The sequence below is a fragment of the Streptococcus alactolyticus genome, assembly GCF_012277075.1.
Lineage (GTDB): Bacteria > Bacillota > Bacilli > Lactobacillales > Streptococcaceae > Streptococcus > Streptococcus alactolyticus.
Genome location: NZ_JAAXMT010000005.1, coordinates 182,325 through 205,253 on the forward strand (window position 1 = coordinate 182,325; position 22,929 = coordinate 205,253).

Consider the following 22,929-nt stretch of genomic DNA (forward strand, 5'->3'; position numbering starts at 1 on the left):
ATGGAACATTTAAACGAAAGCATACAATCAAACCTCGCTTTAGAGATTGCTCAGCTAACATTGGATAAAGCAACGCTCAAAGCGCAAGTTGATTATTTAACCAAACAAAACGCAGAACTTCAGCAACAACTTGATGAAGCAACTGCACCGCAAAATTAAAAAGGAGAATTATTATGGCTTTAGAAACTATCAAAACAACTCGCTTAGTAGGTAACTTAAAAGTAGAAGATGCACTTGTTAAACAATACGTTGTGGATATCAACGGGCAAGGCATATCAAGCATTAGTGAATCAATCTATGACGCTAATCTTTACACACAAAACCGTGCCGAAATGCGCAAACAAGAGGAAGCTTTTCGCAATAAACGCTATGAGGTTGAAGATGCTATTTTGGCAGAGTTGACTAAAGAAGATACCGCCAAATAGGCTTAGAGAGTGTGATTGCTATGTGGAAGCCAGAGACAGTTAGCGTTATCTTGTCTTGTGTTGTTTCTTTTTTAGGAATCTTCACGTTTTTTCAAAATCGTATGACCTCAACAGAAAAACGCTTAACGATTCTTGAAGAGAATAGTAAACAACAAGATAAAAAACTAACAGAAATCAAAGCTAGATTGGATAATCATGACTTGCAAATGCAAGTGCTTATTCAAATGACAGAACAGATTAAAAATTTGTCAGAAAAAGTAGACAAGATTGATAATAAACTGGAGGAGCTATCATGATTAACTGGAAACTACGTTTCAAAAACAAAGCTACATTGTTAGCGATTGCCAGTACCGTTATTTTGCTGATTCAACAACTAGGTTTTAAACTACCAGATAACATCGAGGACGTGGTCAATACTGTTTTGACTTTGCTTGTATTGCTGGGAGTGGTCAATGACCCAACAACAGCAGGTGTTGGTGATAGTGCAGAGGCACTAACGTATACAGAACCTAAAAAAGGATTAGGTGAAGCTAATGAAGAAGAATGACTATTTTATTGACGTGTCGTCTTATCAGTCGGCAGACTTAACAGCTATTTGCCAAGCTGCAGGCACACGCAAGACGATTATTAAAGTGAGCGAGGGAACAGGTTATCTTTCGCCCAATCGTTTTAAACAGACGGAAACCAGCGAACCTGTAGGATACTACCACTTTGCCCGTTTCGGTGGCAATGTCAGTCAAGCAATAGCAGAAGCGAACTATTTTTTGGCCAATATCCCTGCTAAAGTCTCATACCTCGTATGTGACTATGAGGACGGCGCTAGCACGTCAAAACAAGCCAATACAGACGCCATTTTGGCGTTCATGGACAAATGCGCACAAGCTGGTTACAAGCCAATCTATTATAGCTACAAGCCTTATACGCTGGCAAATGTTGATTATCATCAAATCCTAGCAAAATACCCAAACAGTCTGTGGATTGCTGCTTATCCTAACTATAATGTGACCCCCGACCCCGTTTGGGATATCTTTCCAAGCATGGATGGCATTCGCTGGTGGCAGTTTACATCAACGGGTATTGCTGGCGGGCTTGACAAAAATGTTGTATTGCTAGATGACGAGCAAACAGCGTCATCAGAAAAACAAGAAGAAATTTCGGAGGAGGAAGAAGATATGTTAAATTTTGTAATGCGTTCTAAAACAGGTAAACAAGGTTATGTAGGTTGTGTCAATGGTGCCATCTTTGGTATCGGAGATATCGGTACAGTGGTAGCTTTGCAAGAAGCAGGTTGTAAACATCTAGTGTTAGACGATGGTGATTTTGACCGCTTGATCAATTCACAGAAACTAGATGATGATAAACGCAATGAAGTGCTCAAAGTTGCACTTGAAAACGTGGCTAATACCATTAAAAATAAATAACATTACAGCACCGCTCAGATTTGTATCTGGGCGGCTTTTTTTTGGTATAATATAAGTAAGCTAACAGTTTGCGTATTCTGCTAGCAAGTGTTTTCATGTTTTTATCGTAATCTTTTGGATGCCCTCGCTTTTTGCGGGGGAGTTTTTTTGCGTATGTCAAGAAAAATTAATTTGACAAATCCGAAAAAAAGTGATTGAATAATTATTTTGAATAATGTACAATGAAGTTGAAGCACAGGTGACAGATGTAATACTTGTGTTATTTTTGTACTCTTTTCTTTGAAACTTATATAAGGAGAAATATTATGGTACCAGCACTATTTGTTGCGAATTACATTATAGAGTATTCTAACGAAAAAAATTATGAAATAAATAATTTAAAATTACAAAAACTACTTTATTTTATAAACGCAAGATGTCTGTTGGAAAATGATGAACCAATTTTTGAAGAAAGTTTTGAAAAATGGAAATTTGGTCCAGTGGTACCTCAAGTTTACCATGAATATAAAGGATTTGGTGCATTTAATATTCCAAAGTCGGATATCGTAAGAGAAAAACATACTATTGATTTCGGAAGAAATCCTTTTGAAAACAATAAATTTAAAATATCAACAGAATATTACGATTCAAACGATATCCAACATAAAGAGTTGATACAATCTACTGTTGATTCTCTAAAAGACTTTACTCCATTTGAACTAGTTGAGAAAACTCACGAACAAAACATTTGGAAAAAAGATGAAGAAAGAATAAGGAATGGCGAAAAAGGTATAAAATATTCCGACAAAGAAATTAAAGATTTTTTTGAAATCCACAGAGAATATCAACTTTGGAATGAGGGATAAATAGTGACAGTAGATCTTGAAAACTTAGCGGTAGATGAGCAAGTGATATATCTTGTTATCAGTCAGAAGATTGAACCATCTATGATTGAAGACAGCAGCAATCAGGTAGTTTTGAAATTAATTTTTTCAACTTTAGAAAAAAGAATGGAAATTCCTTATGAATTTATTACTGATTTCGTTTTTAGCAATGCTGAAGAGAATAGCACAGAAGATAACGAATGGTTGAATAATAATATCAAATTACTAGTAGGAAAATATAAGGGAGATTCTAATGATACCTTTAAGAAAAATCTAAATAAGATAAACCGTCACTATAATTTAGCGCAAGTCCAGAAAGAATATATATTACAGAACATTAATGTTAGATCACACGAATTAGAAGAGCATATTGGTTTGTTAGAATCTAAAACAGAAAATGTTCAATCAAAAATTAAGGATTCACAGAATCTTATTGAGAAAATTGATAATACAAAATCATCTATATATACTGACTTCATAGCCATTCTGGGTGTTTTTTCCAGTTTTGTTTTTGTAATGTTTGGTGGTTTCAGTGCCTTATCAGAAATTCTTAGAAGTTTAAGTCAAGAAAATGTTTCATTAGGAAAAGTCTTCTTGATGTCTTCGTTTTTGATGGGAACAATTTTTACAATTATTTATTCACTATTATTATGGGTTTCAAAAATAATAGATAAACCTATAACTAGACAAGTGTGTAAGTGTAAAACTAATTCGTGTAAAAGTTTATGGCATGCTGTTAAAAGACATAAATTTTACTGTATAATAATCTTAACTATGTCACTTCTGTTTTTATCTGGTTTAGTTATGATAATATATTTTCCTAAAATTTAAAATATATTTTTCCCTAGCGTAAGCTAGGTTTTTTTAAATTATGTTGACGTCAACAAAATTGGCAGTCATACACGTTTATGGTATAATAGCTGCTGTAAGAGTGTAAAGGTCTTACTAGATAGGCAATGTGTGGGCTGGCGAGTACACGTTAAACTAAATACAGCAGGACTTATTTGCAGGACTAGCGTGAGCTAGTCCTTTTTTATTGTCGTTATAACCACAAAAATAAAAAAAATATGCTCTTGAGCTTATCTAATAAATTATGTTATACTATAAGTATCCCTTATCTAGGTACTTTTTTATCTTACAAGTTACACCCGATTTTTTTCGGGTGTTTTTTATTTCCGTTATAACGGACTTATCAGCAAATTGAGGTTATAACGACTCTGTATAATATATATTAATAATCGTATATTAATAAAAGGTAAAAGAGTAATAAAATGATATTTTTAAGCTACCAAGGGGCACAAAAGGGGCATAAGTTTAAAACTTTTGTATTTTTACCTTTAAAAAGAAGAATGGTTTCAGTTTTATAAATGCTTATTTTTCAATGTTTTCTACTATTATATATGTATCAAAAATGAAGTTACACTTCCCGCACTGTAAAATAATTAATTAATAAAAAAGCCTATCATATCAAGCTTTCTAGCCTGTGTGATAGAGCTTTTTTTATGTTTTGGGGCATTTTTGGGCAAGGTAATTCATCTATTACATCAATAACTTTGACTTTATTCTGTTTGTAGAGTAGATATAGATTTTTATGGCGGTATCATAGCAAAATAAACATGTAAGTCAGAAATTTTCAATATTTTTATATACTAAAGAAAATTAAGGACAAAACTTGTTATTATCTTTAATATAATGGCGATGAGAGCTAGAGGAAACTTAACAATAAGAGAAAAAAGATGGATACAACTTTTAGAATTTTACTTATCGTTTGGATTGTTATGTTTTCTGTACGAAAAACCTTGACTTATTATTTAAAGGAAAACATAAATAAAAGTTGAACTTATAAGGCTTGGACAGTAGTCTTATATATAAATTTTAAGAAGTTTTGATCGAAAAAAAGCCTAGTTAAAGATTAGACACAAAGAAATAAAGTTTTAAATGCAAATGCTTTGGATTTGATGAAAAACTAACAGTAAATGAGTAAAAGATGAGTGAGAAACAAGTAAGAACGCTAACTTGGATAGTGATTGCTATAACTGTAGTCATTATACTGATAACTTGGTTTATTTAGATATCTTTTTTGGAAGCGATTAAAAAATACTTTTTTAGTCTCATGCCTACTTTTTTTATACCTTTAAACATGGTATAATAATTAGAAGAATAGGAGTAGGTATGGTAAAGCGTGATTTTATTCGAAATATTATTATAGCGCTCATTGCTATTTTTGTCCTTGTTTTATTAAGGGTTTTTGTTTTTTCAACATTTAGAGTTCATGACGATGCGGCCAATTCCTATTTGTCAAATGGGGATGTCGTAGTGGTTAATCGCAATAGGCAGCCGCAGTACAAGGATTTTGTGGTATATGAAGAAGATGGCACTTTCTACATCAGCCGTGTGATTGCGACACCTGGTCAGACTGCGACGGTGATGGATGATATTTTGTATATCGATAATGTCGCCAAGGAAGAACCTTATATCAGCCAGATGAAATCAAAATACACGGCCTCATCTGATAGCCAAATGCCTTTTACGTCAGATTTTTCGATTGAAACATTGACAGATAACAAAGAAACTAAAATTCCAAAGGGCAGTTATTTGGTGCTAAACGATGACCGTCAAAACACTAATGACAGCCGTAAATTTGGCTTGATTAAGGCAAAACAAATTCGAGGAGTTGTGACCTTCAAATTATGGCCGCTAAGTCAATTTGGTTTTCTGACAACAGAGTAGTTTAGCTACTCTGTTTTTTTGTATTTTCAAAAGGAATAATCATAGGAAAAATAAAGCGTTTGCTATTGGTCTAAATAAACTATACCAATTTTATTGTTGACATTAATAATATAAAGTTATATACTGATTTTGTTAGTTTTTATTGATGACTATCGGATTATACCAATTAAAAAAATAAGAAAGAAATAGCAAGGGTGTCTTGCTAATAGGTGACATGTTATGTGTGGTATTGTTGGTGTTGTTGGAAACAAAAATGCAACAGATATTTTGATGCAAGGTCTTGAAAAGTTGGAATATCGTGGTTACGATTCTGCTGGGATTTTTGTGACAAACGGTGTAAATCAAGGATGCTTAATCAAATCAGTTGGTCGTATTGCAGACCTTCGTGCTAAAATCGGGATAGATGTGGCTGGCTACACTGGTATCGGTCATACGCGCTGGGCAACACACGGTCATGCGACTGAAGAAAATGCTCACCCTCACACATCAGAAACAGGGCGTTTTGTTTTGGTTCACAATGGTGTGATTGAAAATTACTTGCAAATCAAAGAAGAATACCTTTCCGGACATCATTTGAAAGGTGAAACCGATACAGAAATTGCTGTTCATTTGATTGGACAATTTGTTACAGATGGTTTGTCTGTTTTAGAAGCCTTTAAAAAAGCATTGCACATCATCGAAGGGTCATACGCTTTTGCTTTGATTGATGCTGAGGATCCAGATACTATCTACGTTGCTAAAAACAAATCACCACTTTTGATTGGTTTGGGTGATGGTTACAACATGGTCTGCTCAGATGCGATGGCAATGATTCGTGAAACTAGCGAATTCATGGAAATTCACGATAAAGAATTGGTTGTTTTGACAAAAGATTCTGTAACTGTAACAGATTATGACGGCAACCTTATCGAACGCGAATCTTACACAGCTGAGTTGGACTTGTCTGACATTGGTAAAGGAACTTACCCTTACTACATGCTTAAAGAAATCGATGAACAACCAACTGTTATGCGTAAATTAATCAATACCTATGCCGACAGCGAAGGCAATATGTTGGTTGGCCCTGAGATTGTTAAAACCGTGCAAGAATGTGACCGTATTTATATCTTGGCAGCAGGAACATCTTACAACGCTGGTTTTGCTTCAAAAGCTATGCTTGAAAAATTGACGGATACACCAGTTGAATTGGGAATTGCGTCAGAATGGGGCTATAATATGCCATTGTTGAGCAAAAAACCAATGTTTATCCTACTTAGCCAATCTGGTGAAACAGCAGATAGCCGTCAGGTTTTAGTGAAAGCAAACCAAATGGGTATCCCAAGTTTGACCGTGACAAACGTTCCTGGTTCAACCTTGTCACGTGAAGCCACTTATACCATGTTGTTGCATGCTGGTCCTGAAATTGCAGTTGCTTCTACAAAAGCATACACTGCACAAATTGCGGCACTTGCCTTCCTTGCTAAAGCAGTCGGAGAAGCAAATGGTAAGAAAGAAGCCCTTGAATTTGACTTGGTACATGAATTGTCTATCGTGGCACAATCAATCGAGGCAACTCTTTCAGAAAAAGACAGCATTTCAGAAAAAGTAGAAGCTTTGTTAAAAGATACTCGCAACGCCTTTTACATTGGTCGTGGCAATGATTACTACGTTGCTATGGAAGCTAGCTTGAAATTGAAAGAAATCTCATACATTCAATGTGAAGGATTTGCGGCTGGTGAATTGAAACACGGTACCATTTCTCTGATTGAAGATGGCACACCTGTTCTTGGTTTGATTTCATCAAGTGAAGCAGTAGCAAGCCATACGCGTGGTAATATCCAAGAAGTGTCTGCCCGCGGTGCTAATGTCTTGACTATCGTTGAAGAAGGGTTATCAAAACCAGGAGATGATATAGTGGTTAACCGCGTCCACCCTTACTTGACGAGCATTTCAATGGTTATCCCAACTCAATTGATTGCCTACTTTGCGTCATTACAACGTGGTCTTGACGTTGATAAACCACGTAACTTGGCTAAAGCGGTAACGGTTGAATAATAGTTTTTAAATAATAGAACCCTAAAAAGTCTGGATTTGTCGTCCAGGCTTTTTTTGTCACAAAAATTTTGCCAAAACTTTAGTTTAAAACGCTTACAAAACATATTATAATATAGTTAAGAAAAAAGGAGGAAACGACTAATGGAAAACAAAAGTGCATTAAAAGTAAGAGTCCAAAAATTAGGGACAACCTTATCCAACATGGTTATGCCTAATATTGGCGCTTTTATCGCATGGGGGATATTGGCAACGCTATTCATCGAAACAGGCTGGTTCCCAAATCCCACGCTAAGTGTAATGGTATCACCAATCTTGACCTATCTATTGCCTTTGTTAATTGGTTATACGGCAGGGTTTAATGTTTATGGACAACGTGGTGCAGTTGTAGGTGCTATGGCAACCTTCGGTGCTATTGTTGGGTCATCAGTAACCATGTTTATCGGTGCCATGATTATGGGACCTTTGGGAGCATGGTGTATCAAGAAATTTGACGAGAAATTCCAAGAAAAAATTCGTCCTGGATTTGAAATGTTATTAAATAACTTCTCAGCTGGGATTATCGGATTTATTTTGATTATTCTTGCTTTTCTAGCAGTTGGTCCAGTTGTTTCTAGTTTGACAGCTGCTATCGGTGTCGGGGTTCAAGCTATTATCAACGCGAAAATGTTACCACTGGCAAATATCTTGATTGAGCCAGCCAAGGTTCTCTTCTTAAATAACGCGCTTAACCACGGTATCTTTACACCGCTTGGAACAGAACAAGTCGCAGAAGCAGGGAAATCAATTCTCTTCTTGCTAGAATCTAACCCTGGTCCTGGTCTTGGTATCTTGCTTGCTTACTCATTCTTTGGTAAAGGTTCAGCTAAATCATCAGCACCAGGAGCAGTTATTATTGAATTCTTGGGTGGGATTCATGAAATCTATTTCCCATACGTTATGATGAAACCGCTTTTATTCCTAGCGGCCATTGCTGGGGGTGTTGTGGGAACCTTTACTTTCCAACTTCTAGGAGCTGGTCTATCAGCAGCAGCTTCACCTGGTTCTATTATCGCTATCTTAGCCATGACACCAAGAGGCGGTTACTTACCTGTTATTGCTGGTGTGGCAGCGGCAGCTGTGGCATCTTTCCTAGTGGCATCTGTGATTTTGAAAGCAGACAGATCAGAAAGCGATTCGCTTGAGTCAGCTCAGGCAGCTAGCCAAGCAGCTAAAGCAGCTTCAAAAGGTCAAGAAGTTGCACCATCACAAGAAGAACTCATGATTAGCACTAACGCTGTGCAACAAATCATCTTTGCCTGTGATGCAGGTATGGGAAGTTCAGCTATGGGTGCTTCAATCTTGAGAGAAAAAGTGAAAAAAGCTGGTTTGGATATTCCTGTAACAAATAAAGCGATTTCAAACCTAACTGATACGCCAAATACTTTGATTGTAACCCAAGAAGAATTGGCAGAACGTGCGGCTCAGAAAACACCAAGCGCGATTCACGTCAGCGTTGACAATTTCCTTGCAACACCAAAATACGATGAGATTGTGACTCGTTTGAGTGGAGCAAGCGAAGCACCAGCTGAAGAAACGGTCCCTGTTAATCAACAAGTGAGTGAAAAAGCTCCCGTACAGATTGACTTGAATCAAATTGATGAAGTGGTCTTTGCTTACGGAAAAGCAAGAGGGTCTGTCACTATGGGTGAAGCAACCTTGAAAGCTATCTTCAAGAACAAGGGCATTGCTATCCCTGTTTCAAAAGTGGCCAATGAAGACCTACCAGCCTTTAACGCGAATAATATTCTCATTGTTTCTAATATTGCAAATCAAACAGATGTGCAAAAATACGCTCGTGATGCGCAACTCTTGGTTGTTGATAGTTTAGTCACAACACCTGAGTACGACAAAATGATTGCTCGTATCTCTCATTAAAACGGAAAGTAGTCCTAGGATGCTATTAACAAAACGAGAAGAACAACTATTGAAAGCTTTCTTAAAGTTTGGAAAGCTTTCAATGGATAATATGTCTGAAATGCTAGGCGTGTCTAAACGAACGGTTTATCGAACCTTGTCGGATTTGACCAATAGCCTAGCCACGTTGGGCATTGCTATTATCAAAGAAAACAATAAATATTATTTATCAGGTGATTTTGAAAACATTTCTGAATTGAGCGCACAAGCGACTTATACGCGCAATGAACGCCTCAATCTCATCACCTACAACTTGCTTATCAGCCGTGAGAATATCACCAATGAAAGCTTACAAGACCAGTTTGGTGTCAGCAACGTTACTGTCATTCAAGATATTGCTGATATTGAAAAACGTTTGAAAGATTTTAACTTGGTCTTGAAAAGGCGTAAAGGCTATGGTTTAGCCGTTGGTCATAGCCAAATGAAACGCCGTCTGTTAGCCATTTTGCTAACGCAGAATATTCCTTTACCTCAATTTTGGCAGCAAGACTGTGGTATCTTTGATTGCATTTCTGCTGAGCGTCTGCAACAAGCTACGCAAGCTTTCCAGAAATACCAAGAGGAATTACCAGAATTTGATGCTAAATTAAATCAATTTTTCATTATTTTATTATCCTTGTCTAATTGGGATACTTTTGAAGTGAATCCCACTCCTGTTAGCAAAGTATCATTGGAATTTTCACAGAAGGTCTTTGCTCACTTGTCGCACTTAAGTCAAGAATTTTACAGCTTAAAAGAGATTTTATACTATGCTTCCTTGATGGATGAATTGGTCATCAAGCGTCAAAATACCCCCTTGTTTAATGAAAATTTCGATAGTGAGTTTTTCTATAACGTATCTAATCTGATTGATAAGGTGGGGCGCTACACTAAAATCAATTTTGCCAAGGACCAGCTACTCTTTAAGTTTTTGTTCAATCATATTCGCTTAAACTTAGCCATTCCAGTGATTTTTGAGGATTCGGCGACCAATACTATTGCTCATCATGTTATCAAAAGCAATGATTACCTGTATCGCGTGGTGAGTTTGTTGGTCAAAGAAATCTTTCCAGCTTATTTTCAAAATGACCGTGAGTATGAGTTGATTACCTTGCATTTTGCCTCAAGTTTGCGGCGTAGTCCTGACATTTACCCTGTTCATCTGCTGTTGTTGACTGATGAACGCCCGCTGGCAACAGAGTTGCTGGTCACACGGATTAAGACCATTGCCCCATTTGTTGGGACAATCGCGGTGAAAACCTTGTCACAATACACGGTGGATGACAAACGTTCTTATGACTGTTTGTTGTCAACCAGTGTTTTACAAGACCAAGACATTAAGCTGGTGTCGGTCTATCCAGACACCAAGGAATTCCTAGCGCTGCAAGAATTTCTGCAAGACGTGCAGGCCCACCGCGAAGTGAAGGTTCGTGAGGAGGTTGAGCTGATTGAAAAGCCTGTCTATGATTTTCAACAGTATTTGCAGGCAAGCGAAACCTTGCTCCAACACTTCAAACATGTGTCTATCAACAATGCGCCTTCTTTTGATGAAACGGTGCCTCAGTTGGTTGCCCACATCGAAGGCATCACGGACAGTGATTATTTGTCAGAAAAACTCTTGAAACGTTTTCAAATAAGCCCTATGGCCATTCCAGACACGCACCTTGCTTTGTTGCACACGCATTCAAGTAAGGTAGAACAAACGTGTTTTGTGGTCTTTGACTTGGCAACACCTGTCACGGCCTTGTCGATGAACCATCAAGAAGAAAGTATTTCACGGATTTTGGTCATGCTGACGAGGTTGGACGAATGCGAAGAGGTACGCCACCTCATGACCGCCATTAGCCAGTCTATCATTGAAAACCACCTCTACACCGAAATCTATAAGACAGGTAACAAAGACATTATTTACCAACTCTTGAAACAAATTTTCACAGAAAAAATCAAAAAATCGGAGGATTAGAAATGGACTTTCAAAAAGATTTAATTCAATTAGATCAGTCTTTTCAAACGAAAGAAGAAGCCATTCGTTTTTGCGGCAATTTGCTAGCAGACGGTGGTTACGTTGAAAACGATTACGTTGAGGCTATGATTCAGCGTAACAAAGAACTCTCAGTTTATATGGGAAATTTCATTGCTATTCCTCACGGCACTGACGAAGCTAAGGAAAAAGTGCTGAAATCAGGCATTACCGTGGTGCAAGTGCCAGATGGTGTGAATTTTGGCAGTGATGAAAATCCGCAAATCGCCACTGTTTTGTTTGGCATTGCAGGTATCGGCAATGAGCATTTGGAAATCATTCAGAAAATTTCAATTTTCTGTGCGGATGTCGATAATGTTGTGAAATTGGCAGATACCCAATCAAAAGATGAAATCATTCGTTTATTGAATAATGTAGAATAGAAGGGAAATAAGAATCATGAAACAAGCCGTACATTTTGGAGCAGGAAATATTGGACGTGGGTTTATCGGGGAAATTTTATCTAAAAATCATGTCGCGATTACCTTTGTAGATGTCAATGACCGTGTCATTGATGCCTTGAACCAACGCCATTTATATGAGATTGAGATTGCCCAAGAAGGTCAGCCTCATATCACTGTGGACCATGTCAGAGGAATTAACAATCAAAAATACCCTCAAGCAGTTGTCGATGCTATTGCAAACGCTGATATTATCACAACAGCGATCGGCCCAAACATTTTGCCTTTAATTGCAGAATTGATTGCCAAAGGTATCGAAGCTCGCATGACAGCAGCTAATACGCAAGCCATCGACGTCCTAGCCTGTGAAAACATGATTGGCGGTTCACAATTCCTTCTTGAAGAAGTTAAAAAATACCTCTCAGAAGAAGGCCTTGCTTATCTAGATACTTACGTTGGTTTCCCAAATGCTGCTGTGGATCGCATCGTACCAGCGCAAAGCCACGAAGATCCCTTGTTTGTTGTCGTGGAACCTTTTAACGAGTGGGTGGTGGAAACAAGCCGCATGAAAAATCCAGATTTCAAACTAGAAGGCGTGCATTACGAAGAGAATTTGGAACCTTTCATCGAACGCAAACTCTTCTCAGTTAACTCAGGCCATGCAACGTCAGCTTACACAGGGGCTTTTTATGGGGCAGAAACTATTTTGGAAGCACTCAAAGACGAGCGTGTGAAAGAACAAGTTGAAGGCGTTTTGGCAGAGATTCGTCAGTTGTTAATTGCTAAATGGGGCTTTGATGAAGCAACTTTGGAAGATTACCACAAGGTCATTATTTCACGTTTTGAAAATCCGTTTATCGTGGATGACGTGAGCCGTGTGGCCCGCACACCAATCCGTAAACTTGGTTACGATGAACGTTTCATCAGACCTATCCGCGAATTGAAAGAACGTGATTTGCCATATGACCATTTGCTGAAAACAGCTGCTTTTGTTTTCTATTACCAAGATGAAAACGATGACCAAAGCGTGCAATTGCAAGAATTATTGACAAGTAAGCCTTTGCCTGAAGTGGTGACTGAAATCACTCAACTAACAGACGCTGAGTTGATTGCTGATGCTGTGAACATGATTGAAAACGTCAACAAACAGCCACAACTTTAAGGCCTAACCGCTCTACCTTGCCAAAACAGGATTTTTCCGCTACAATAAAGAGAGTCGGTTGACATCAACCGCACATGGTTATTGTAATTTTTGATAAGGAGAAAAGATGTCTTTACCAAATTGTCCAAAATGTCATTCTGAGTATGTTTACGAAGATGGTTTATTATTAGTTTGCCCAGAGTGTGCTTACGAATGGAATCCAAAAGACACTGCCGAAGCAGAAGATGGTCTGGTTGTTTTAGATAGCAACGGAACACGCTTGGCAGATGGTGATAGCGTAACAATCGTTAAAAACCTGAAAGTTAAAGGAGCGCCAAAAGACCTTAAACAAGGAACACGAGTGAAAAACATTCGTCTTGTTGAAGGGGATCACAATATCGATTGCAAAATCGATGGTTTTGGTGCCATGAAATTAAAATCAGAATTTGTTAAAAAATTGTAAGGCAAGTGTTTCACCACTTGTCTTTTTTTGCGGTTTTTAGATTTGCAATCAAATTGTTAGTGAAAACGCTCGAAATTCGTTACAATAGGAGTGTGAGTAAGGGTTCTCAAAAACCTATTTGAATGGAAAGCATTTCTGAAAGCATCTATTTCAGAATAAGCATAAAGGAGGTATCTCATGACAACATTTCGTGGCGAAAAGGTAACATTAGTCGGTAAAAGAGTACAAGTTGGGGAGGTTGCGCCAGATTTTTCTTTGATGACGCGTGAATTGACGCATCAAGGCTTGGCGGATTTTGCAGGCAAGAAAAAAGTGATTAGTGTGGTGCCGTCTATTGATACGGGTATTTGTTCGGTGCAAACGCGGACCTTTAACAAGGCCTTGTCTGACCGTGATGACACGGTGGTGATTACCATTTCTGAGGACTTGCCTTTTGCACAAGCACGTTGGTGCGGGGTAGAGGGCTTGGAACATGCGGTCATGTTGTCTGATTATTACGACCATTCTTTTGGTAAGGCTTATGGGCTTTTAATGGAAGAGTGGCACCTGTTGGCGCGCGCGGTTTTGGTCCTAGACAGCGATAACCGCTTGACTTATGCTGAGTATTTGGAGAATGTCAATTCTGAACCCAATTACCAAGCGGCACTTGATGCCCTTAATCAATTATAAAAAAGAGGCCTAACAAGATAAGCTGACGTATGTTGGCTTAGCTTGCAGGTTTTTTTTCTGCCTTTTATCAAGTGCCACGAGGGATTTCTTTAGTGTAAAATGAAAATAATTGACAACGGTTACAAAAAAGATATGATAAAATTGTAAGGGGTTTCATTTTATAAAAAAACTTTGTCCCAAAAAACTTAAAGGTCAAAGGTAACATCAAGTGCTGTGAAAGGTATAAGATGCACTTGGTCAATTATATCAATCAGAAATAAAACGAGGTGAGGCAGATGGCTTATATTAAAATCAAACATTTGTACAAGCGCTACCAAACGAGCGATACCGAAATCATTGCCAATAATGACATCAATTTTACGATTGAAAAGGGCGAATTGGTCATTATTTTGGGGGCGTCTGGTGCGGGCAAGTCCACTATTTTGAATATTTTAGGAGGTATGGATAGTGGCAATGAAGGTCAGGTCTTGATTGATGGGACTGATATCGCTAAGTACAGTCCAAAAGAATTGACAACCTACCGTCGCAATGATGTGGGCTTTGTTTTTCAATTTTACAACCTAGTGCCAAATCTCACTGCCAAGGAAAATGTGGAATTGGCTTCTGAAATTGTCGCAGATGCCCAAGACGCTGAGCAGGCCTTGATTGACGTGGGTTTGGAAAAGCGGCTCAATAATTTTCCTGCTCAGTTATCAGGAGGCGAGCAACAACGGGTGTCCATCGCGCGTGCGGTTGCTAAAAATCCTAAATTATTGCTGTGTGATGAGCCGACCAGTGGCCTAGACTACGCCCACATGGTTGAGGTGTCAAAACTGTTTAAAGCACTCAAAAAGGCTGGCAAGACTGTCTTGGTGATTAGCCATGACCAAGCCTTCAATGTCCTAACCTGTGATTACAAAATGGATTTCGCCAAATACTTACATAGAGTGGAATAGGATGTGTCTATTCCACTTTTAACTTGCCAAAAATCAGTTTTGGTATTACAATACTAAGAAGAAGGAGAATAATATGACTGAAACGATTGCAGACTATATGACTAGTTCGACAGCCAAGGTGGCTATCAAGGATGTGACCGAGCATTTCAAGGGCAAGGCCGTGTCTAGACTCGGTGATGAGGGAAATGTCGCCGTTATCAATCTCAGTGATATGACCAGCATGGGTATTGATTACGCGGCTTTGAAACGCATTGAGATGGATAAACGTGCGGTTTTGCGTTACCTTTTACAAGATGGCGACGTCTTGATTGCCTCAAAAGGGACGGTTAAAAAGATTGCTGTTTTTAGCGAGCAAAACCAGCCTGTCATCGCGTCAGCCAATATCACTGTCTTGCGTCCCACTGGCGGCGTCTTGGGTGGCTATATCAAATTATTTTTGGAATCACCGCTAGGGCAAGCCTTGCTAGATGAAGCCAATACAGGTAAGGCCGTGATGAATGTCAGCACGCAAAAACTGATTAGTATTGAAATACCAAAAATTCCGCTTGTCAAACAAACCTATTTGGTGCAACGTTATGAGCAGGGGTTGAATGATTACAAGCGAAAAATTGTCAGAGCCCAGCAAGAGTGGCAACGGGTGCGTGACGATGTTGAAAAGAATTTATTTTAAGAAATGAGTGGGGAGAAATAGAGATGAACAGTATCAAATGCCCACATTGTGGCACGGTTTTTACCATCAATGAAACAGAGTACAGCCAACTGTTGGCGCAGGTTCGCAGTCAGGAATTTGACAAGGAAATCCACGACCGTCTGGAAAAAGAAAAAGCCTTGTTGGAGGAAAAATCCAAAAATGATTTGCAGACGCAGGTGAGCGCTAAGGATAAGGAAATCGCAGAACTCAATACGCAGTTGGAGCAAGCCAAGCAAGCCTTAGCCTTGGAAAACCAACGCCAACTCAGTGAAAAAGAGCAAGAAATCGCAGCCTTAAAAGCCCAATTGGACAATGTCGCCTCAGTCAAAGACCTCGAGTTGAAACAATCTTTGAGCGAGAAAGACAAGGAAGTTACAGATCTGAAGGCACAATTAGAAAATATTACTTCGGTCAAGGATTTGGAATTAACCCAAGCCCTAAATGAAAAAGACAAAGAAGTGCTGGACTTGAAAAACCAGTTGGAACGTTTGGCTTTGGAAAACAAGACCAGTTTGGTGGAGGCGGTGGCGTCTGTCGAAAAAGAACGTGACGAAGCCCAGTCCCAATTAGCCTTACAAGAAAAAGAAGCGGAGTTGTCGCTTGCCTCAGTCAAAAGTGACTACGAAGCCCAACTCAAGGCAGCCAATGAGCAGGTCGAATTTTACAAGAATTTCAAAGCGCAACAATCCACCAAGGCTATCGGAGAAAGCTTGGAAGTCTATGCCGAAACAGAATTCAACAAGGTGCGCGCTATTGCCTTTCCAAATGCTACCTTTGGCAAGGACAATGAGGTATCATCAGGCAGCCGTTCCAAAGGGGATTTCATTTACCGCGAAACAGACGAGAATGGTATTGAAATACTATCTATCATGTTCGAGATGAAAAACGAAGCGGATGAAACCAAGACCAAGCACAAGAACAAGGATTTCTACAAGGAATTGGACAAGGACCGCAGAGAGAAAAAATGCGAGTATGCCGTTTTGGTCAGCATGCTGGAAGCGGACAATGATTATTTCAACACGGGGATTGTGGATGTCAGCCACGAGTACGAAAAAATGTATGTCGTTCGTCCGCAACTCTTTATTCAGTTGATTGGGATTTTGCGTAATGCGGCGCTTAATTCGCTCAAGTACAAGCAAGAGTTGGCCTTGGTTCGTGAGCAACACATCGACATCACGCATTTTGAAGATGACCTTGAAACTTTCAAGCAAGCCTTTGCCAAAAATTACAATTCCGCCAGCACCAATTTCCAAAAGGCTATTGACGAAATCGACAAGTCTATTCGCCGTATGGAGGAGGTCAAACGCTTCTTGACGACCAGTGAAAATCAACTCCGCCTTGCCAATAACAAACTAGATGATGTTTCCGTCAAAAAATTAACCCGCAAGAATCCTACCATGCGTGCTAAATTTGAGTCTCTAAAAGAGCAAAAGCCCGTTAAAGTGGACTAGTGATGTGATTTGAAAATGGTTGAAAATATGATAAAATAAAATCATTACACTAGGTTCAAGGAGAATATGAAAAATGGCTCAAAATCCCAGCCAATATCTTCTACAACACGTCTATTCCAACGACAGTTATCATTCTCAAAAAAAACCGCACCACAAAAGATGTCTTCTTCATCGACGCTTCAAAAGAATTTGACAAGGGTAAAAACCAAAACGTCATGACTGACGAGCACATCGCCAAAATCTTGGCTGCCTATCAAGACCGCCAAGACATCGATAAATTTGCGCATTTGGCAAACTTTGATGAAATTGTTGAAAATGACTATAACCTAAACATCCCACGTTACGTGTATACCTTTGAAGAAGAGCCTGTGATCCCACTACCTGATTTGGCAGACCAATTGGCAGATACCGACAAACAAATCGCTGAAACCACAGCAAAATTAGAAAGCATGCTCACGCAATTAGTAGGGACAAACCCTGATGCCCAAAACGAATTGGCTGACTTTTTAGCAAAATGGTAACAAATAAATACTAGGTTTTTGACCTAGTATTTTTTGGCTTTCGGGATTTGGGGTTTCCTTTGGCCTATCTTGTGCTATAATAGTATGTTATAAAAGAGAGGATTTTTTATGACAAATACCATTGATTTGGCGAAACCTGTCGCCGAAATCATACAAGAACACCCTGAAGTCAAGGAGATTTTGGTGGGTTTGGGGCTCAAACCCTTGGCCAATCCAGCCATGCTGCACACGGTAGGCAAGGTTACATCCTTGAAAGCAGGAGCAAAACTAACAGGCATTTCCCTAGAAGATATTGAGCGCACGCTCATATTTCACGGCTATGATGTAATCGGAGGTGACCATGACTGACAAGCGAATCGACGTGTTAAAAGACATTCTCTTGCGTTTGCATGACGGTGCGGATGCGGCTTCGGTGCAAGAGGACTTCAACCAGCATTTTACAGGCGTTTCGGCCCTTGAAATTTCCATGATGGAGCATGAGCTCATGGGGTCTGATACGGGCATTACTTTTGAGGATGTCATGGGGCTTTGCAATGTCCACGCCAATCTCTTTAAGGGAGCTATTTCAGATGTGGAGGCGCCTGACGCTGAGCAAGAAGGCCACCCTGTTTATCTCTTTAAGCAGGAAAACCTCGCCTTGCGAGCTGCCATGTTGCGCATTCGCCGCATCATTGAAAACTATGAAAAGCCTGAAAATGAGCCTTACCGTTTGGATTTGTTGAACGGTTTGCGCCATCAGATGAGCCTTCTTGGGCAATTTGATCGCCATTATACTCGCAAGGAAAAACTCTTCTTTCCAGTTATGGAGCGCTATGGGCATGACGCCCCACCAAAAGTCATGTGGGGTGTTGACGATGACATTCGTGATTTGTTCAAAACCACCCAAGCCAAACTCGACCAATTACCAAACATCAGCATTGACCAAGTTTCTGCAGCTTTTGAAGCCTTCGCCAAAGAATTTGAGGAAATGATTTTCAAAGAAGAGGCGATTTTACTGATGATTTTGTTGGAAACCTTGACGCAGGATGACTGGCTGGCCATTGCTAAGGAAAGTGATGCTTATGGCTATGCCATCATCAAGCCAACTGCGGTGTGGCAACCATACCGTGAAGCCTTTGACACACCAAAAGATCTTCAAGAAGAAACTGACAACAAAGAATCTCTTGTGGCAGAGGACCTTTCAGACACTGAACAAGTGACGCGTGTGATTGATACGCCTGAGGGACAATTGACCATTCAATTCATTCCTAAAAAGGACAAGGCAGCTGTGGACCGCACCACGACACAAGCCTTTGGCAATGGTTATTTGTCTGTTGAACAAGCCGATTTGATTCTCAATCATTTGCCGATGGAGATTACTTTTGTCAATAAGGACGATATTTTCCAGTATTACAATGACAACACTGAGCCTGAAAACATGATTTTCAAGCGCACGCCAAGCCAAATTGGTCGTCATGTGGAACTGTGTCACCCACCTCGTGTGCTGGAAAAGGTCAAAAAGATTTTCAGTCTCTTGCGCTCAGGTGAGCGTAACAAGGTGACTATGTGGTACAAGTCTGAGCGTTCAGGAAAATTTATCTATGTGACCTATGCTGCTGTCCGTGATCGAAAAGGCGATTTTCAAGGGGTGCTAGAATATGTCCAAGACATTCAAGTCTTTCGTGACCTAGATGGTGATGCTAGTCGTAACATTTAGTTTATAACACCCAAAAGGCAAGATCGACAGCTGGCCTACTGAGTTGCGGACTTGTCTTTTCTATGTAAAAAACGGTATAATAAAAGTTATGGTTAATGGAATTATCAATTTGAAGAAAGAGGCTGGCATGACCAGTCATGATGCCGTTTTTAAGTTACGGAAATTATTACACGAGAAAAAAATTGGGCATGGTGGCACGCTTGACCCTGATGTGGTCGGTGTTTTGCCTATTGCCGTTGGCAAGGCCACGCGTGTTATTGAATACATGACCGAGGCTGGTAAGGTCTATCGTGGGCAAATTTGTCTTGGTTTTTCGACCACGACAGAGGACGCCAGTGGCGAGGTGGTGGAGAGAACACCTGTGTCTGCTGATTTAAGTCCTGAGCAGGTGGATGAGGCTATGGCAGGCATGGTGGGGGATATCAATCAGACACCGCCCATGTATTCTGCCGTTAAGGTCAACGGACGTCGTTTGTACGAATACGCGCGTGCGGGCGAAGAAGTGGAGCGCCCACACCGTCAGGTCAGCATTTACGATTTCAGGCGCACCAGCTCCTTGACCTTCAAGGATGATTGTTGTTATTTTGATTTTGAAGTGGCATGTAGCAAAGGTACCTATATCCGCACTTTGTCCGTGGATTTAGGGAAATCGCTGGGCTACGCCAGTCACATGTCCTTCTTGGAACGTCAAGCTTCAGCAGGATTGCAGTTGGATGACGCCTTGACTTTAGCAGAAATTGCGGAGAAATGTCAGGTAGACGATTGGTCTTTCTTGTTGCCGATTGAGTATGGTGTCATGGATTTGCCACGTGTGGATTTGACAGACGAGGAGGCCAAAGAGCTATCATTTGGCCGTAAAATTCCGCTAGAGCGCACGGATTCTCGATTGGCAGGCTTTTACCAAGACAAGCTAATTGCGATTCTTGAGCCTCGTGAGGACCTATACAAACCACGCAAAGTGTTTATGTGAGATAAAGACAAATGAACATCTATGAATTAAACGATTATAAAGACATCACAACAAGCCAAGATGCGGTGTTGGTTTTGGGCTATTTTGATGGGCTTCATCTTGGTCACAAAGCCCTTTTTGACCGTGCTAAAATCATTGCTAAGGAAGATAATCTAGACGTCACAGTCTTGACCTTCAATGCGTCGCCACGATTGGCCTTGAGCCGATATAGTCCGGATTTACTCTGTCAATTGACCTCTCCTGAGCTTCGTTATGACAAATTTGCGGCTTACGGTGTGGATAATTTGTACTTGACAGACTTCACGTCCTCATTTGCCAAATTGTCGTCGGATGCTTTTTTGAACTTGTTTGTCAAACCCTTGCGAGCAAAGGCCATTGTCGTTGGTTTTGATTACCGTTTTGGACATGACCGCAAAAGTGCCAGCGATTTAGCGCAGCAGTTTGACGGAGAAGTGGTGATTGTGCCAGAAGTGACGGACAAGGGCGAAAAAATCAGTTCCACTCGTATTCGTCATTTGCTGGAAACTGGGCAAGTCAAGGAAGCTAATCGTTTGTTAGGGTATGACTTTCAAACTAACGGTTTAGTTGTTCATGGCGATGCGCGTGGGCGTACCATCGGTTTCCCAACGGCAAATCTGATTCCTCAAGACAGGGTTCTGTTGCCTCAATATGGGGTTTACGTCACAGACGCCATTGTACGTGGCAAACGCTATCGTTCCATGACCAGCATTGGTAAAAATATCACTTTTGGCGGCACAGAATTACGTCTTGAAGTCAACATTTTTGATTTCAATAGTGATATCTACGGTGAGCACATCGACGTCATTTGGTTGGAGAAGATTAGGGATATGGTCAATTTCTCAAACATGAAAGCCCTAACAACTCAGTTGCATCAAGATAAAGCCTTTTCGTTAAAATTGTGAAAAAATGGGTTTGTTTTTAGAAAAAAGATAGTCAATTATGGATTTTTTTAGTATAATATAAGCAAGTATATGGGGGGAGCGCTTATATGATTACGTTATTTTTATCACCGAGCTGCACCAGTTGCCGAAAAGCTCGTGCTTGGCTCAATGAGCATGACGTGAAATTTCAAGAACACAATATCATCACGAACCCGCTCAGCCACGAAGAATTGATGACCATTTTATCCTTAACAGAAAATGGTACAGAAGACATTATCTCAACTCGATCAAAAGTTTTTCAAAAGTTAGATCTTGACGTTGATGATCTCTCTGTTTCAGAATTGATTGACTTGATTTCGCAAAATCCAGGTTTGTTGCGTCGTCCGATTATCTTAGACGACCACAAACACATGCAAATTGGATTTAACGAAGACGAAATTCGAGCCTTTTTACCAAAGGATTACCGCAAACAAGAGTTGCGTCAAGCGACGATTCGAGCTGAGATAGACAGTTAAGAAAGGAGTAGCTCAAAGAAAGTCTTTAAAAAAACAGAAGTAGTGTCTGATCATAAGCTTATTGCGATGAAAAGACGCTCGTGCGCGTTGGAAAAGACTATTTTGAGGACAAATACTTTATGAAGAATTATAGCTATCCGCTTGATCCATCTTGGAGCACTGATGAAATTGCCTCGGTGCTTTCTTTTTTGAATCGAGTTGAAGACGCTTATGAAAGCAAGGTAGCCATCAAAGATCTCTTAGACAGCTACGCAGCCTTTAAAACCGTTGTAAAAAGCAAGGCACAAGAAAAACAAATTGATCGAGCTTTTGAACAAAGCAGCGGTTATTCAACCTACCAAGCGGTGAAACAGGCACGCGCGACAGAGAAAGGATACATTTCTCTTGAAAACTAAATTTAACTTTGCCAAAGAAATCATCCGTGAGGCAGGTGCCTTTGTTAAATCACACATGATTCAAGAACTAGACATTGAAGAAAAGACCCGTTTTGATGATTTAGTGACCAATCTTGACAAGGCAACGCAAGATTTAGTCATTAGTAAAATCAAGCAAGCCTATCCCGATGACCATATCATGGCCGAAGAAAATGGCGTTTATCACCCCGTGTCTGACGGGCATGTGTGGGTTTTGGATCCTATTGACGGCACGGTGAATTTCATTGTTCAACGTGATCATTTTGCCATTATGCTCTCTTATTACGAGGATGGTGTGGGGCAATTTGGCTTGATTTACGATGTCATGGGTGATACGCTATACAGCGGTGGCGGGCAATTCGACGTCTATGCCAACGACAAAAAATTACAGCCCTACCAAGACGTACTATTAAACCGCAGCTTGATTGGTTGCAATGCCATGATGTTTGCGGATGATTATCACGGCATCAAAGAATTGGTTCAGCAAAGCCTTGGCGTGCGCATTTACGGTGGCGCAGGCATTAGCATGGCTTATGTCTTATCAGGGCAATTATTAGCCTATTTTTCACATATTCAGCCGTGGGATTACGCTGCTGCTAAGGTCATGGGGGAAAAATTAGGTTATGTCTTGCTCACTATTGATGGCAAGGAGCCTGATTTCAAGACTCGTCAAAAAGTCATGTTTGTGCCTAAGGCAAAATTAGCAACTATTCAACAATACCTCAAACCATAAGTG

The 22,929-nt window shown here is 39.9% G+C and carries 23 protein-coding genes and 4 pseudogenes; all 27 read left to right on the top strand.

Annotation, left to right across the window (positions count from 1 at the left end; translation table 11 throughout):
• The 27 genes and pseudogenes from HFK82_RS02790 to HFK82_RS02915 all read left to right on the top strand — a co-directional run bounded on the left by HFK82_RS02790 (position 1) and on the right by HFK82_RS02915 (position 22,926).
• Positions 1-159, top strand: a complete 159-nt coding sequence (locus HFK82_RS02790) for a hypothetical protein (RefSeq protein ID WP_168260720.1) — start codon at positions 1-3, stop codon at positions 157-159.
• 14 nt (positions 160-173) lie between these two features.
• Positions 174-425, top strand: a complete 252-nt coding sequence (locus HFK82_RS02795; protein ID WP_168260721.1) for a hypothetical protein — start codon at positions 174-176, stop codon at positions 423-425.
• Positions 426-445: 20 nt separating this feature from the next.
• Positions 446-721, top strand: coding sequence for a DUF7365 family protein (locus tag HFK82_RS02800; protein WP_168260722.1), 276 nt, complete (start codon positions 446-448; stop codon positions 719-721).
• A complete protein-coding gene (locus HFK82_RS02805; RefSeq protein ID WP_168260723.1) occupies positions 718-972 on the top strand; it encodes a phage holin in 255 nt (84 codons plus the stop codon). Before HFK82_RS02800 ends, HFK82_RS02805 begins: the two co-directional genes overlap by 4 nt.
• A pseudogene (locus HFK82_RS02810) lies at positions 959-1,544 on the top strand (GH25 family lysozyme); the annotation flags it as partial. The gene HFK82_RS02805 and the pseudogene HFK82_RS02810, both read left to right, overlap by 14 nt.
• Before the next feature lie 607 nt (positions 1,545-2,151).
• A complete protein-coding gene (locus HFK82_RS02815; protein WP_168260725.1) occupies positions 2,152-2,691 on the top strand; it encodes a Panacea domain-containing protein in 540 nt (179 codons plus the stop codon).
• 3 nt (positions 2,692-2,694) lie between these two features.
• Positions 2,695-3,540: an SLC5/6 family protein gene (locus tag HFK82_RS08745; RefSeq protein WP_206151190.1), complete on the top strand. Its 846-nt coding sequence runs from the start codon at positions 2,695-2,697 to the stop codon at positions 3,538-3,540.
• Positions 3,541-4,881: 1,341 nt separating this feature from the next.
• Positions 4,882-5,439 carry a signal peptidase I gene (gene lepB / locus HFK82_RS02825; protein ID WP_168260726.1) on the top strand — a complete coding sequence of 186 codons (558 nt, stop codon included), beginning with the start codon at positions 4,882-4,884 and terminating at the stop codon, positions 5,437-5,439.
• Between the two features lie 219 nt (positions 5,440-5,658).
• Positions 5,659-7,473: a glutamine--fructose-6-phosphate transaminase (isomerizing) gene (glmS, locus tag HFK82_RS02830; protein WP_168260727.1), complete on the top strand. Its 1,815-nt coding sequence runs from the start codon at positions 5,659-5,661 to the stop codon at positions 7,471-7,473.
• A 141-nt stretch (positions 7,474-7,614) separates the two neighbouring features.
• Positions 7,615-9,387: a PTS mannitol transporter subunit IIBC gene (locus HFK82_RS02835; protein ID WP_168260728.1), complete on the top strand. Its 1,773-nt coding sequence runs from the start codon at positions 7,615-7,617 to the stop codon at positions 9,385-9,387.
• A 19-nt stretch (positions 9,388-9,406) separates the two neighbouring features.
• The gene (locus tag HFK82_RS02840; protein WP_168260729.1) at positions 9,407-11,368 is read left to right on the top strand and encodes a BglG family transcription antiterminator; all 1,962 of its coding nucleotides are present in this window, start codon (positions 9,407-9,409) and stop codon (positions 11,366-11,368) included.
• Between the two features lie 2 nt (positions 11,369-11,370).
• Positions 11,371-11,808, top strand: coding sequence for a PTS mannitol transporter subunit IIA (locus HFK82_RS02845; protein ID WP_168260730.1), 438 nt, complete (start codon positions 11,371-11,373; stop codon positions 11,806-11,808).
• A gap of 16 nt (positions 11,809-11,824) precedes the next feature.
• Positions 11,825-12,988 carry a mannitol-1-phosphate 5-dehydrogenase gene (locus HFK82_RS02850; RefSeq protein WP_168260731.1) on the top strand — a complete coding sequence of 388 codons (1,164 nt, stop codon included), beginning with the start codon at positions 11,825-11,827 and terminating at the stop codon, positions 12,986-12,988.
• Between the two features lie 106 nt (positions 12,989-13,094).
• Positions 13,095-13,430: a zinc ribbon domain-containing protein YjdM gene (locus HFK82_RS02855; RefSeq protein ID WP_154455460.1), complete on the top strand. Its 336-nt coding sequence runs from the start codon at positions 13,095-13,097 to the stop codon at positions 13,428-13,430.
• Between the two features lie 177 nt (positions 13,431-13,607).
• Entirely contained in the window at positions 13,608-14,099 is a 492-nt protein-coding gene (gene tpx, locus HFK82_RS02860; RefSeq protein ID WP_168260732.1) for a thiol peroxidase, read from the top strand.
• A gap of 275 nt (positions 14,100-14,374) precedes the next feature.
• Positions 14,375-15,034 (top strand): ABC transporter ATP-binding protein, encoded by a 660-nt coding sequence (locus HFK82_RS02865; RefSeq protein WP_168260733.1) that lies wholly within the window; start codon positions 14,375-14,377, stop codon positions 15,032-15,034.
• Positions 15,035-15,107: 73 nt separating this feature from the next.
• Positions 15,108-15,704: a restriction endonuclease subunit S domain-containing protein gene (locus HFK82_RS02870; protein WP_168260734.1), complete on the top strand. Its 597-nt coding sequence runs from the start codon at positions 15,108-15,110 to the stop codon at positions 15,702-15,704.
• Positions 15,705-15,727: 23 nt separating this feature from the next.
• Positions 15,728-17,176 (top strand): DUF2130 domain-containing protein, encoded by a 1,449-nt coding sequence (locus HFK82_RS02875; protein ID WP_168260735.1) that lies wholly within the window; start codon positions 15,728-15,730, stop codon positions 17,174-17,176.
• Between the two features lie 86 nt (positions 17,177-17,262).
• A pseudogene (locus tag HFK82_RS02880) lies at positions 17,263-17,697 on the top strand (N-6 DNA methylase); the annotation flags it as partial.
• Positions 17,698-17,805: 108 nt separating this feature from the next.
• A complete protein-coding gene (locus tag HFK82_RS02885; protein ID WP_154454709.1) occupies positions 17,806-18,045 on the top strand; it encodes a DUF1858 domain-containing protein in 240 nt (79 codons plus the stop codon).
• A pseudogene (locus HFK82_RS09260) lies at positions 18,038-18,815 on the top strand (DUF438 domain-containing protein); the annotation flags it as partial. The gene HFK82_RS02885 and the pseudogene HFK82_RS09260, both read left to right, overlap by 8 nt.
• Positions 18,816-18,895: 80 nt before the next feature.
• Positions 18,896-19,393 (top strand): annotated as a pseudogene (locus HFK82_RS09265) (PAS domain-containing protein); the annotation flags it as partial.
• A gap of 88 nt (positions 19,394-19,481) precedes the next feature.
• Positions 19,482-20,363, top strand: a complete 882-nt coding sequence (gene truB / locus HFK82_RS02895) for a tRNA pseudouridine(55) synthase TruB (RefSeq protein ID WP_168260737.1) — start codon at positions 19,482-19,484, stop codon at positions 20,361-20,363.
• Positions 20,364-20,374: 11 nt separating this feature from the next.
• The gene (locus HFK82_RS02900) at positions 20,375-21,286 is read left to right on the top strand and encodes a bifunctional riboflavin kinase/FAD synthetase (protein WP_168260738.1); all 912 of its coding nucleotides are present in this window, start codon (positions 20,375-20,377) and stop codon (positions 21,284-21,286) included.
• An 86-nt stretch (positions 21,287-21,372) separates the two neighbouring features.
• A complete protein-coding gene (locus tag HFK82_RS02905) occupies positions 21,373-21,780 on the top strand; it encodes a Spx/MgsR family RNA polymerase-binding regulatory protein (protein WP_154454713.1) in 408 nt (135 codons plus the stop codon).
• Between the two features lie 119 nt (positions 21,781-21,899).
• Positions 21,900-22,175, top strand: coding sequence for a UPF0223 family protein (locus tag HFK82_RS02910; protein ID WP_154454714.1), 276 nt, complete (start codon positions 21,900-21,902; stop codon positions 22,173-22,175).
• Entirely contained in the window at positions 22,165-22,926 is a 762-nt protein-coding gene (locus HFK82_RS02915; protein ID WP_168260739.1) for an inositol monophosphatase family protein, read from the top strand. Before HFK82_RS02910 ends, HFK82_RS02915 begins: the two co-directional genes overlap by 11 nt.
• Positions 22,927-22,929 lie beyond the last annotated feature (3 nt).

Excerpts from the sequence above, each read along its gene's own strand:
- HFK82_RS02790 (WP_168260720.1), top strand. The coding sequence starts at position 1 with ATGGAACATTTAAACGAAAGCATACAATCAAACCTCGCTTTAGAGATT.
- HFK82_RS02795 (WP_168260721.1), top strand. The coding sequence starts at position 174 with ATGGCTTTAGAAACTATCAAAACAACTCGCTTAGTAGGTAACTTAAAA.
- HFK82_RS02800 (WP_168260722.1), top strand. The coding sequence starts at position 446 with ATGTGGAAGCCAGAGACAGTTAGCGTTATCTTGTCTTGTGTTGTTTCT.
- HFK82_RS02805 (WP_168260723.1), top strand. The coding sequence starts at position 718 with ATGATTAACTGGAAACTACGTTTCAAAAACAAAGCTACATTGTTAGCG.
- HFK82_RS02815 (WP_168260725.1), top strand. The coding sequence starts at position 2,152 with ATGGTACCAGCACTATTTGTTGCGAATTACATTATAGAGTATTCTAAC.
- lepB (WP_168260726.1), top strand. The coding sequence starts at position 4,882 with ATGGTAAAGCGTGATTTTATTCGAAATATTATTATAGCGCTCATTGCT.
- glmS (WP_168260727.1), top strand. The coding sequence starts at position 5,659 with ATGTGTGGTATTGTTGGTGTTGTTGGAAACAAAAATGCAACAGATATT.
- HFK82_RS02835 (WP_168260728.1), top strand. The coding sequence starts at position 7,615 with ATGGAAAACAAAAGTGCATTAAAAGTAAGAGTCCAAAAATTAGGGACA.
- HFK82_RS02840 (WP_168260729.1), top strand. The coding sequence starts at position 9,407 with ATGCTATTAACAAAACGAGAAGAACAACTATTGAAAGCTTTCTTAAAG.
- HFK82_RS02845 (WP_168260730.1), top strand. The coding sequence starts at position 11,371 with ATGGACTTTCAAAAAGATTTAATTCAATTAGATCAGTCTTTTCAAACG.
- HFK82_RS02850 (WP_168260731.1), top strand. The coding sequence starts at position 11,825 with ATGAAACAAGCCGTACATTTTGGAGCAGGAAATATTGGACGTGGGTTT.
- HFK82_RS02855 (WP_154455460.1), top strand. The coding sequence starts at position 13,095 with ATGTCTTTACCAAATTGTCCAAAATGTCATTCTGAGTATGTTTACGAA.
- tpx (WP_168260732.1), top strand. The coding sequence starts at position 13,608 with ATGACAACATTTCGTGGCGAAAAGGTAACATTAGTCGGTAAAAGAGTA.
- HFK82_RS02865 (WP_168260733.1), top strand. The coding sequence starts at position 14,375 with ATGGCTTATATTAAAATCAAACATTTGTACAAGCGCTACCAAACGAGC.
- HFK82_RS02870 (WP_168260734.1), top strand. The coding sequence starts at position 15,108 with ATGACTGAAACGATTGCAGACTATATGACTAGTTCGACAGCCAAGGTG.
- HFK82_RS02875 (WP_168260735.1), top strand. The coding sequence starts at position 15,728 with ATGAACAGTATCAAATGCCCACATTGTGGCACGGTTTTTACCATCAAT.
- HFK82_RS02885 (WP_154454709.1), top strand. The coding sequence starts at position 17,806 with ATGACAAATACCATTGATTTGGCGAAACCTGTCGCCGAAATCATACAA.
- truB (WP_168260737.1), top strand. The coding sequence starts at position 19,482 with ATGGTTAATGGAATTATCAATTTGAAGAAAGAGGCTGGCATGACCAGT.
- HFK82_RS02900 (WP_168260738.1), top strand. The coding sequence starts at position 20,375 with ATGAACATCTATGAATTAAACGATTATAAAGACATCACAACAAGCCAA.
- HFK82_RS02905 (WP_154454713.1), top strand. The coding sequence starts at position 21,373 with ATGATTACGTTATTTTTATCACCGAGCTGCACCAGTTGCCGAAAAGCT.
- HFK82_RS02910 (WP_154454714.1), top strand. The coding sequence starts at position 21,900 with ATGAAGAATTATAGCTATCCGCTTGATCCATCTTGGAGCACTGATGAA.